General features: G+C 75.0%; 10 protein-coding genes. 6 read left to right on the top strand and 4 right to left on the bottom strand.

Annotated elements, in window-relative coordinates; translation table 11 throughout:
• The first annotated feature begins 76 nt into the window (after nt 1–76).
• The 6 genes from BM165_RS12740 (at nt 77) to BM165_RS12715 (ending at nt 7,130) form a co-directional block, all read left to right on the top strand.
• Nucleotides 77–1,828 (top strand): protein kinase family protein, encoded by a 1,752-nt coding sequence (locus BM165_RS12740; protein WP_075013934.1) that lies wholly within the window; start codon nt 77–79, stop codon nt 1,826–1,828.
• 65 nt (nt 1,829–1,893) lie between these two features.
• Nucleotides 1,894–2,904 carry a thioredoxin-disulfide reductase gene (gene trxB, locus BM165_RS12735; protein WP_075014198.1) on the top strand — a complete coding sequence of 337 codons (1,011 nt, stop codon included), beginning with the start codon at nt 1,894–1,896 and terminating at the stop codon, nt 2,902–2,904.
• A gap of 116 nt (nt 2,905–3,020) precedes the next feature.
• The gene (gene trxA, locus BM165_RS12730; protein ID WP_075013933.1) at nt 3,021–3,347 is read left to right on the top strand and encodes a thioredoxin; all 327 of its coding nucleotides are present in this window, start codon (nt 3,021–3,023) and stop codon (nt 3,345–3,347) included.
• A 148-nt stretch (nt 3,348–3,495) separates the two neighbouring features.
• On the top strand, nt 3,496–4,620 hold the full coding sequence (locus BM165_RS12725) for an N-acetylmuramoyl-L-alanine amidase (RefSeq protein ID WP_075013932.1): 1,125 nt from the start codon (nt 3,496–3,498) through the stop codon (nt 4,618–4,620).
• Between the two features lie 96 nt (nt 4,621–4,716).
• Nucleotides 4,717–6,126, top strand: a complete 1,410-nt coding sequence (locus tag BM165_RS12720; protein ID WP_244274205.1) for an aminotransferase-like domain-containing protein — start codon at nt 4,717–4,719, stop codon at nt 6,124–6,126.
• A 5-nt stretch (nt 6,127–6,131) separates the two neighbouring features.
• Nucleotides 6,132–7,130 (top strand): D-alanine--D-alanine ligase family protein, encoded by a 999-nt coding sequence (locus tag BM165_RS12715; protein WP_083427315.1) that lies wholly within the window; start codon nt 6,132–6,134, stop codon nt 7,128–7,130.
• 110 nt (nt 7,131–7,240) lie between these two features.
• Here BM165_RS12715 and BM165_RS12710 read toward each other — a convergent pair whose 3' ends face one another.
• The 4 genes from BM165_RS12710 to BM165_RS12695 all read right to left on the bottom strand — a co-directional run bounded on the left by BM165_RS12710 (nt 7,241) and on the right by BM165_RS12695 (nt 10,905).
• Nucleotides 7,241–8,329, bottom strand: a complete 1,089-nt coding sequence (locus BM165_RS12710) for a ParB/RepB/Spo0J family partition protein (protein ID WP_075013931.1) — start codon at nt 8,327–8,329, stop codon at nt 7,241–7,243.
• A complete protein-coding gene (locus BM165_RS12705; RefSeq protein WP_075013930.1) occupies nt 8,326–9,447 on the bottom strand; it encodes a ParA family protein in 1,122 nt (373 codons plus the stop codon). Before BM165_RS12705 ends, BM165_RS12710 begins: the two co-directional genes overlap by 4 nt.
• 91 nt (nt 9,448–9,538) lie before the next feature.
• On the bottom strand, nt 9,539–10,141 hold the full coding sequence (gene rsmG / locus BM165_RS12700) for a 16S rRNA (guanine(527)-N(7))-methyltransferase RsmG (protein WP_075013929.1): 603 nt from the start codon (nt 10,139–10,141) through the stop codon (nt 9,539–9,541).
• A gap of 116 nt (nt 10,142–10,257) precedes the next feature.
• Nucleotides 10,258–10,905 (bottom strand): Jag family protein, encoded by a 648-nt coding sequence (locus tag BM165_RS12695; RefSeq protein ID WP_083427313.1) that lies wholly within the window; start codon nt 10,903–10,905, stop codon nt 10,258–10,260.
• Between the last annotated feature and the right edge of the window lie 18 nt (nt 10,906–10,923).

Raw genomic sequence — 10,923 nt, 5'->3', positions numbered from 1 at the left:
TCCGGCCGGCGCTCCGCGGCACCGGTCCGGGGCAGCGCGCCACCGGCCGGAGAGACACAGGGGGTCGGCAGCGTCCGTGACGTCCACGATCACCGGGCTCCCCGACCGCTACCGGCCCCTCGACGAGATCGGTCCCGAGGAGCACACCGACACCGGCGTCATCCACTGCTGGCGGGCCAAGGACCGCATCCTCAACCGCGACGTCGCGATCCGCGTGCACGTCCCCGGCGGGCCGCCCGCGCGCACCTGGATCGCCCGGGCGCTGACCGCCGGCGGCCTGGCCACGCCCGCGCTGGCGATGGTCTACGACGCCTCCGAGGGCACCGGCGGTGAGGGCGGCGCCGCCTACGTCGTCAACGAGTGGATCGAGGGCCAGACCCTCGCCGAGCGGCTCGAGGACGGGCCGATGGACGAGCGGCAGGCGCGCACCGTGCTGCGCCGGCTCGCCGAGGGCGTCGCCGAGGCGCACCGGGTCGGCCTCGCCGTCGGCGGGCTGAGCCCGGAGACCGTCGTCCTGCGCCCCAACGGCCTGGTCGGGCTGCGCGCCGTCCCCGCCGCGACCGGCAGCGTCCAGGACGACATCGACGCGCTCGGCGCGCTGCTCGAGGCGTGCCTGACCGGCGGGCGGGCCGGCGGGGTCATCCACGAGCCCGACCTGGCCGCCCTGGTCCGGCGCGCCCGCTCCCCCGAGCCGACCGGCCGGCTGGCCAGTGCCGCGGCCATGGCCGCCCTGCTCGCCGAGCGGCCGCGCAGGGGCGGGCACGCCTCCGTGCCGGTCCGCGACCGCGACGAGACCGACAGCGGCTGGCTGCGCCGGCTCCGCGAGCACCGCGACGCCCAGAACCGCGACGCCCAGAACCGCGACGCCGAGAACCGCGACGCCGCGGGGCCGGTCACCGCCGGGCCGGTCACCGCTGCGGCACCCGCCGACGCAGCACCCGCCGTGGTGTCCCCAGCTGACGCGGCCCCCGCCGACGCCGCCCCCGCCGACCGCCCGCAGCGCCTCTCCCCGGCCGTCCTGCCGCCCGTGCCGTCGGGCCGGACCGCGCCCCCCGAGGCCGCCGACGAGGACCGCTGGGACCCCGCTGCCGACGACGACCCGGTCTTCGCCGGGGCACTGGGCGACGACACCGACACCGACGACGACCTCGAGGACGACCTCGAGGACGACCGGCGCCGGCGGTCCTCACCCTCCCGCCGGCTGCTGGTCGTCGCACTGCCCCTGGCCGCGCTCGTCGTCGTCGTGCTGCTGGCCTGGTGGGTCGGCAACAACGTGCTCTCCGTGGCGGGCAACGTCGACGAGGTGCCCGGCTCGGCGCCGTCGGCACCCTCCAGCAGCGCCCCGGCCGAGGACGACGCGGAGCCCTCCGGAGACTCCGCGGCACCCCTCGCCGTCACCTCGGGGACGGTGTTCGACCCCTTCGGCGACGGCGAGTCGGAGAACGGCGACGAGGTGCCTCTCGTCTTCGACGGCGACCCGGCCACCGCGTGGAGCACGCTGACCTACCGCGGCACGCCCGACTTCGGCAACCTCAAGCCCGGCGTGGGGGTGCTCCTGGACCTCGGCTCGGCGCAGGCGGTCGGCGCGGTGACGGTCACGACGACCACCCCGGGCATCACCGTCGAGGTCCGCACCGGCGACTCCGCCGACGGCGACCTGGAGTCCTTCCCCGTGGCCGCGTCCGGCACCGTCGACGGCACCGCCGACCTGGCCCTCGAGGAGCCGGTGACGGCGCAGTACGTGCTGGTGTGGGTGACCTCCCTCGTGCCGGCCGAGGACGGCTTCGCCGGCGCCGTCGCCGAGGTCGCGGTCACCCCCGCGACCTGACCGACACCCCCCTCGGACGGGGGCCGGCGGGGAATCCGGCCCTACGATCCGGCGTTGTGCCGCACGTGACCGATCCCCAGCCGACCCCTGGCCCCGCCACGACGACCGAGATCACCTCGCCGGTGATCCCGCCCGCCGAGCACGACGGCGTGCGCGACCTGATCATCATCGGGTCCGGCCCGGCCGGGTACACCGCGGCCATCTACGCCGCACGGGCCAACCTCCACCCGCTGGTGTTCGAGGGCTCCCAGTTCGGTGGCGCGCTGATGACCACCACCGAGGTCGAGAACTTCCCCGGCTTCGCCGAGGGCATCCAGGGCCCCCAGCTCATGGACGACATGCGCACCCAGGCCGAGCGCTTCGGCGCCGAGCTGGTCGCGCGCGACGTCAGCGAGGTCGACCTCACCGCCACGCCGAAGGTGGTCAAGGTCGGCGACGAGGTGCACCTCGCCCACGCGGTCATCGTGGCCACCGGCTCGAAGTACCGGTACCTGGGCCTGGACAACGAGCAGCGCCTGCTCGGCCGCGGCGTCTCCGCCTGTGCCACGTGTGACGGCTTCTTCTTCCGCGACCAGGACATCGTCGTCGTCGGCGGTGGCGACTCGGCGATGGAGGAGGCCACCTTCCTCACCCGCTTCGCCAAGAGCGTCACGGTCGTGCACCGCCGCGAGGAGCTGCGCGCCTCGAAGATCATGCAGAAGCGCGCGCAGGACAACGAGAAGATCCGCTGGCAGCTCGGCAAGCAGATCACCGACGTCCTGGGCGAGCAGACCGTCTCCGGCGTCCGGCTCACCGACGTCGCCAGCGGCGCGACCGAGGAGCTGCCGGTGTCCGGCGTGTTCGTGGCCATCGGTCACGACCCGCGCAGCGAGCTCTTCGTGGGCCAGCTCAAGCTCGACGACGAGGGCTACATCCAGGTCGAGCACCCCACCACGCGCACCAACATCGACGGCGTCTTCGCCTGCGGTGACGTCGTCGACCACGTCTACCGGCAGGCCATCACCTCCGCCGGCACCGGCGCCGCCGCGGCGATCGACGCCGAGCGCTGGCTGGCCGAGACGTTCGGCGAGCGCTGAGGGAGGACCCAGCGGCAGGCCGTCCCGGCCCGTCCCGGGGGGCATACCGCACCCCCTCCGCGGGTTACTGACCCCAGAGGCCTGACCGGCCTCGACCGACCAGAGGGAGAACGACCATGGCAGGCAACACCGTGACGGTGACCGACGCGACCTTCGCCAACGAGGTGCTGGGCAGTGACAAGCCCGTCCTCGTCGACTTCTGGGCGGAGTGGTGCGGACCGTGCAAGATGGTCGCCCCGGTGCTAGAGGAGATCGCGAAGGAGCACGGCGAGAAGCTCACCATCGCCAAGCTCAACATCGACGAGAACCCGCAGATCGCCCGGGACTACCAGGTCATGTCGATCCCGACGATGACCGTCTTCCAGGGTGGCAAGCCGGTCAAGAGCATCATCGGCGCCAAGCCGAAGGGCGCCATCCTCTCCGACCTCGCCGACTACCTGTGACCCGGTAGACCGCACACGCTGCCGAGGGCCCGCCAGTCCACCCGGACGGGCGGGCCCTCGCCGTTCCCGGGGCCGCGGGCGAGACCCCGGTGGCCCGGATGGCGTCGCGCACGGGAGAATCGGCAGCACGATGGGTAGCGAGAGCAGCATGGAGCCGCTGGGTCCGGGCAGCCGCGGACCGGCGGTGGCCGACGTGCAGGCCGCGCTGCGCAGCCTGGGCCTGCTGGCGCCCGGCGAGGAGGGCCCCGGGGAGTACGACCGGGCCACCGAGCTGGCCGTCCGCCACTTCCAGCAGGTGCGGGGCCTGTCGGTCGACGGCCGGGTCGGCGAGGAGACCTACCAGGCGCTGTCGGAGGCGCGCTGGTCGCTGGGCGACCGCCTGCTGCACCACGACCCCGAGCGGCCCATGCGCGGTGACGACGTCACCGGCCTGCAGGAGCGCCTCCTCGAGCTCGGCTACGACGCCGGCCGGGCCGACGGCATCTTCGGCCGCGAGACCGAGGCGGGGCTGCGGGCCTTCCAGCGCGACTACGGGCTGACCTCCGACGGCACCTGCGGGCCCTCCACCCTGCGGGCGCTGCGCCAGCTCGGCCGCAAGGTCACCGGCGGCCGGCCGCAGCTGCTGCGGCAGAGCGCGAGCTTCGTCGACAGCGGCCCGCACCTGATCGGCCGGCGGATCGTCGTCGACCCCGGCCACGGCGGCGGCGACCCCGGGTTCACCGCCGGCGAGACCACCGAGGCCGACCTGGTGCTCGACCTGGCCAGCCGGATCGAGGGCCGCCTCGGCGCCGCCGGCGCGACGGTCTACCTCACCCGCGGCCGGCACCAGGACCCGACGCCGGAGGAGCGGACCCGCTTCGCCAACGACGCCCGCGCGGACCTGTTCATCTCCCTGCACATGGACGCGCACGGCTCCGAGCACGCCCGCGGGGTGGCCAGCTACTACTTCGGCACGGGCTCGGGGACGTCGTCGACGGTGGGTGAGCGGTTCGCCGACCTGGCCCGGCGTGAGGTCGTCGCCCGCACCGGCATGCTCGACCTCGGCGGGCACCCCAAGACCTGGGACCTGCTGCGCTGGACCCGGATGCCGGCCGTCCGGCTCGACTGCGGCTACCTGTCCCACCCGGTCGACCGGCAGCTGCTGCTCGACGCCAGGCTCCGCGGCACGATCGCCTCCGCCGTCCTGGCCGCCGTCCAGCGCCTGTTCCTGCCCGCCGAGGCCGACCCGCCCACCGGCACCTTCGTCCTGCCGCAGCGGGGCGCCCTCGGCTGACCGCCCCCCGCGGTGCTGGAGTGACACCAGGGGAACTGGTCCGTCACACCCGCCGTGTCGGAGGAACCCGCTCCCGGGCGTCCCTACACTCGGTCCGTGGCCCCTCCCCCGCCGTCGCACGGCCAGCCGCACCCCGTCCCGCTGCCGCACGGACGCCAGCACGGCCCCGCGGTGCCCCGCCACCCGCGGCTGGACCCCCTCGCCGACCGGTACGCCGCACGCACCCACGGCATGAAGACGTCGGAGATCCGCGCCCTGTTCTCCGTGGTCAGCCGGCCCGAGGTCGTGTCGCTGGCCGGAGGCATGCCCGCGGTCACCGCGCTGCCGCTGGACGCCGTCGGCTCGATGATCGGCGAGCTGGTCAGCGGGATGGGCGCCAAGACGCTGCAGTACGGCTCCGGCCAGGGCGACCCACGGCTGCGCGAGCGGATCTGCGACGTCATGGCACTCGAGGGCATCACCGACGCCTCGCCCAGCGAGGTCGTGGTGACCGTCGGCTCGCAGCAGGGCCTGGACCTGGTCACCCGGGTGTTCGTCGACCCCGGCGACGTCATCCTCGCCGAGGGCCCGTCCTACGTCGGCGCGCTCGGCGTCTTCCAGGCCGCCGAGGCCCGTGTGCGGCACGTCCCCATGGACGACGACGGGCTGATCCCCGAGGCGCTGGAGCAGGCGCTGATCGAGTGCCGCGCCGCCGGCGACCGGGTCAAGTTCCTCTACACGGTGCCGAACTTCCACAACCCCGGCGGCGTGACGCTGTCCGAGCCGCGCCGCCAGGCGATCGTCGACATCGCCGACCGCTACGACCTGCTGGTGATCGAGGACAACCCCTACGGCCTGCTCGGCTTCGACCGCGAGCCGATGCGCGCGCTGCGGGCCCGCGACGCCCAGCGGGTCATCTACCTGGGCTCGTTCTCCAAGACCTTCTCCCCGGGCCTGCGGGTGGGCTGGGTGCTGGCGCCGCTCGCCGTCCGCGAGAAGCTGGTGCTCGCCACCGAGGCGCAGGTGCTCTGCCCGCCGTCGCTGACCCAGTACGCCGTCGCCCGGTACCTCGACACCCAGCCGTGGCGCGAGCAGATCAAGCTGTTCACCGAGCTCTACCGCGAGCGCCGGGACGCCACCCTGGAGTCCCTGACGGCCCTCATGCCGCGCGGCACCACCTGGACCCGCCCCGACGGCGGCTTCTACGTGTGGCTCAAGCTCCCGGACGGCCTCGACAGCAAGCTCATGCAGCCGCGCGCGGTGAACGCGCACGTCGCCTACGTCCCCGGCATCGGCTTCTACGCCGACGGCTCGGGCTCGGAGTACCTGCGGTTGTCCTACTGCTACCCGGAACCCGACGCGATCCGCGAGGGCGTGCGCCGGCTGGCCCGGGTCATCGAGGCCGAGCTGGACCTGCACTCGACCTTCGACGCCGTCGACACCGGCACCTTCCGCGCGGTCGGCCGCACGGCGCCGCCCGCGGAGACCATCGTCGGCCCCGCCAACAGCGACCGGATCGAGGACTGACCGCCGTGAGCGAGCCTGCCGCACCCCCCGTGGCCGACCGTCCCGCCGAGGAGGCCCCCCTGCGCGCCGTCGTCCTGGCCGGTGGCCTGACCTTCGAGCGCGAGGTCAGCCTGTCCTCGGGCACCCAGGTCGTCGAGGAGCTGGCCCGGGTGGGGGTGGACGCCGAGCTGCGCGACGCCGACGCCGAACTGCTGCCCGGCCTCGCCGCCGCCCCGGCCGACGCCGTCTTCGTCGCGCTCCACGGCGCCACGGGCGAGGACGGCGCGCTGCGCGCGGTCCTCGACCTCGCCGGCGTCCCCTACGTCGGCTCCCCGGCCGCCGCCTGCCGCCTGGCGTGGGACAAGCCGGCCGCCAAGTCCGTGGCGCGCACCGCGGGACTGCGGACGCCGGACTGGGTGGCGCTGCCGCACAGCACCTTCCGGGAGCTGGGGGCCGGCGCGGTGCTCGACCTCATCGTCGCCCGGCTCGGGCTGCCGCTGATGGTCAAGCCCGCCTCCGGCGGCTCCGCCCTGGGCGCGCAGAAGGTCTCCCGGGTCGAGGACCTGCCCGCCGCGATGGTCAGCTGCTTCGCCTACGGCGACACGGTGCTGGTCGAGCGGTTCGTCGACGGCGTCGAGGTGGCGGTGTCGGTGGTCGACCTGGGGGAGGGGCCGGAGGCACTGCCGGCGGTGGAGATCGAGCCGGAGTCCGGCGTCTTCGACTACACCGCCCGCTACACCCCCGGGCTCACCGAGTACCACGCGCCGGCCCGGCTCGCCGACGACGTCGCCGCCCGCGCCGCCGACCTCGCCGTGCGGGTGCACGAGTCGCTGGGCCTGGCCGACCTCTCCCGCACCGACGCCATCGTCACGCCCGACGGCGAGGTGCACTTCCTCGAGGTGAACGTCTCCCCGGGCCTGACCGAGACGTCGATGTTCCCGATGGCCGTCGAGGCGGCCGGCTACGACCTCGGCGACGTCCTGGCCCGGCTGCTCACCCGGCGGGCCCGCACTCATCCGGCATAGGAGGCGATACCCACGTCCTGGCCCGCAGGACGTGAGTATCGCTTCCTATGCCCACAGCGCCCCGGTTTCGTCCGTGACGGAAACCGGCGCGCTGGAGGTTGCGAGACCGGTCAGGCCTCCTGGGGCCGCCCGGTGACGTCCGGCGCCATCTGGCCGATGATGCGCTGCAGGTCGTCGACCGACCCGAACTCGACGACGATGCGGCCCTTGGCCCGCCCGATCTGGATGCGCACCTTCGTCTCGAAGACGTCGGACAGCCGGCCGGCGAGGTCCTCGACACCGGGCGCGCTGATCCGGCGGGCCCGGCGGCGGGAGGCCGGCTGCTCGGCCGCGGCGAGGGCGACCGCCTCCTCCGTGGCCCGCACCGACATGCCCTCGGCCACGATGCGGGTGGCCAGCGCCTCCTGCGCCTCGGCCTCGTCGAGGCCGAGCAGCGCCCGCGCGTGGCCGGCGGAGATGACCCCGGCGGCGACCCGCGTCTGCACCTTCACCGGCAGCTTGAGCAGCCGGATCGTGTTGGTGACCTGCGACCGGCTGCGGCCGATGCGCTGGGCCAGCTCCTCGTGGGTGGCGCCGAACTCCTCCAGCAGCTGCTGGTAGGCCGCGGCCTCCTCGAGCGGGTTGAGCTGGACGCGGTGGATGTTCTCCAGCAGCGCGTCGCGCAGGAGGGCGTCGTCCTCGGTGTCGCGGACGATGGCCGGCACGGTGTCGAGCTCCGCGGCCCGGGCGGCCCGCAGCCGCCGCTCGCCCATAATGAGCTCATAGCCGGTCCGGCCGTCGTCGAGCGTGCGCTCGCGGACGACGATCGGCTGCAGCAGGCCGAACTCGCGCACCGAGTGGGTGAGCTCCTCGAGCGCCTCGTCGTCGAACACCTGCCGCGGCTGGCGCGGGTTGGGGACGACGTCGTCGACGGACACCTCGCGCAGCTGGGCGCCCGGAACGCCGATGGCCGCCACGCCGGCCGACGACACCGCCTGGGCGGCGACGCTGGCGGCCGCCTGGGCGGCCGGGGGGAGCAGCGTGACCGGTGCGGGCGCCGTCGGGCCGTGCCCGGTCGTCCCGTGCGTCTCGGCCGCCCCGTGCGTCTCGGTCGCGGGGGCGCCGCCGTCGGCGTCGGGGAGGGTCGGCTGCTCGACCGGGGGAGCGCTGGTGGGGATGAGCGCCGCCAGGCCCCGGCCCAGGCCGCCACGCTTGCTCATCGGGTCTCCTCGTCGACGGAGGTGGGAACGGGCAGGACGCCGGCGTCGGACTCGGGGAAGGCCCGCGGCAGCGGCCCCGACGGCGGCCCGGAGGACGGCCGGATCGCCGGCATGGGCGCGGTCGCCGGCGGCGGCGGAGGCGGCGGGCCCATCGGCCGCGGGTCGGACTCGGGCACCAGGTGCACGCCGCGCTCGGCGAGCTCGCGCGCGGCCTCGACGTAGCTGGTCGAGCCGCGCGACCCCGGGTCGTAGGTGAGCACCGACTGCCCGTACCCCGGCGCCTCGGACACCCGCACGTTGCGCGGGATGACGGTCTTCAGCACCAGGTCGCCGAAGTGGCTGCGGACCTCCTCGGCGACCTGGTCGGCGAGCTTGGTGCGCGCGTCGTACATCGTCAGCAGGATGGTGCGGACGGCGATCCCCGGGTTGAGGTGTGCCCGCACCAGCTCGATGTTGTTGAGCAGCTGTCCCAGGCCCTCGAGCGCGTAGTACTCGCACTGGATGGGGATGAGCACCTCGTCACCGGCCACCAGCGCGTTGAGCGTGAGCAGACCCAGCGACGGCGGACAGTCGATGAGGACGTAGTGCGGCCGCTGCTCCTCGGGCAGGGAGTGGACGTAGCCCTCGATCGCGCGGCGCAGCCGGTACTCGCGGGCGACGACGGAGACCAGCTCGATCTCCGCGCCGGCCAGGTCGATGGTCGCCGGCACGCAGCGCAGCAACGGGCTCGCCGTCGTCGGGTGGACGACGTCGGCCAGCGAGCTGTCCCCGACGAGGGCGTCGTAGATCGACGGCGTCCCGACGGTGTGGTCCACGCCGAGGGCCGTGCTGGTGTTGCCCTGCGGGTCGAGGTCGATGACCAGGGCGCGCAGGCCGTAGAGCGCCAGCGCCACGCCGAGGTTGACCGTCGAGGTGGTCTTGCCGACGCCGCCCTTCTGGTTGGCGACCGTGATGACCCGGATCCGCCCCGGTGCGGGGAAGGGTTCCTGGTCGGCGGCGTGCAGCACCCGCGTGGCCCTCAAGGCCTCCATGGCGATGGGGCTGTCGAAGTCCGCGCCGGAGCCGGCCGCCGCGTCGGCCGTGAGGCTGCTGCGCAGCCGCTGGCCCGGGTCGCTCATCGCAGGTCCTCCCTGCCGCCCCGTTTCACGTGGAACGGGGCGGGTAGCTGTGCGCGTTCCACGTGGAACGCCGTGCGCGGGCTCCGGCGGCTCACCGCGGGCCGCGCGTCATCACCACCACGGTAGTGGCAGCCTCCCCCAGCTCCGCGCCGACAGCCCGGGCGTGTACGTCACGCATCCCGGCCGCCGCGAGCTGGGGGAGCATCCCCGGCAGCTCCTCCACGGCCCGGGCGCCGACGAGGGCGACCAGCCGGGCCCCGGGGCGCAGCAGGCCGCGGCACCACCCGACGAGGCGGGGGAGGGCCGCCACCGCGCGCGCCGTCACGACGTCGACCGGGCCGACCGCGGTGACCACGGACCGCTCCTCGGCCCGGCCGCGCACGACCCGCCAGTCCACGCCGAGCTCAGTGACGACCTCCTCCAGGAACTCCACCCGGCGGGCCATCGGCTCGACCAGCGTCAGCCGCAGGTCGGGACGGGCCAGCGCCAACGGGATCCCGGGCAGGCCGGCGCCGCTGCCGACGTCGACCACCCGCGCGTCGGGCGGGACCGCCTCGGCCACCGCCGCACTGTTGAGGACGTGCCGCTCCCACAGCCGCGGCACCTCCCGCGGGCCGATGAGGCCGCGGGTGACGCCGTCGGAGGCCAGCCGGGCGACGTACCGCTCGGCGGCGGGCAGGGCCGCGCCGAACACCGTCCGTGCGGCCGGTGGGGCGGGTGGGGCCGGTGGGGTGCTCCCGTCCGGCCCCGCGCCTCCGTCCGCCCCTGGGCTCTCGTCCGGTCCGGTGCCCTCCGGTGCGGGCGGCCGGCTCACCGCTCCGGCAGGACCACGACGCGGCGGCCGGGCTCCTCGCCCTCCGACTCGCTGCGGACCCCCGCGACGCCGGCGACGACGTCGTGGACGACCTTGCGCTCGAAGGGGTTCATCGGGGCCAGGCGCTCGGGCTGCCGGCTGGCGGCCACGCGCCGCGCGGCCTCGGCGGCCAGCGAGGTCAGGTCGGCGCGACGGCGGGCGCGGTAGCCGCCGATGTCGAGCATGAGCCGGCTGCGCACGCCGGTGGACTGCGCCACCGCGAGCCGGGTCAGCTCCTGCAGGGCCTCGAGCACCGAGCCGTCGGAGCCGACCAGGTCGTCGAGCTCGCCGCCGACGATGGCGACCGACGCCCGGTCGCCCTCCACGTCGAGGTCGATGTCGCCGTCGACGTCGAGGATGTCGAGCAGGCGCTCGAGGTAGTCACCGGCGACGTCGCCCTCGCGGACGAGCAGCTCGGTGCCGGTGCCCCGCGACCCGGCCGGTGCGACCTCGTCGGCGGGCTCGAGCGACGCGTCGTCGCCGGTCTCGTCGGTCTCGGGCAGGTCGGTGGGCCCTCCCGTGTCGGTGGCGGGGCTGAGGACGGCGCCGGTGGTGACCTCGGCGGTCGCGGCGGTGTCGGTGGCGGGCTGGTGGGGAACGCTCACGGAGGAACCTCCAGTCGG

The organism is Geodermatophilus obscurus (assembly GCF_900115395.1).
Classification (GTDB): Bacteria; Actinomycetota; Actinomycetes; order Mycobacteriales; family Geodermatophilaceae; genus Geodermatophilus; species Geodermatophilus obscurus_B.
The sequence above is the reverse complement of the archived record's forward strand: the minus strand, read 5'-3'. Positions and strand labels throughout refer to the sequence as shown.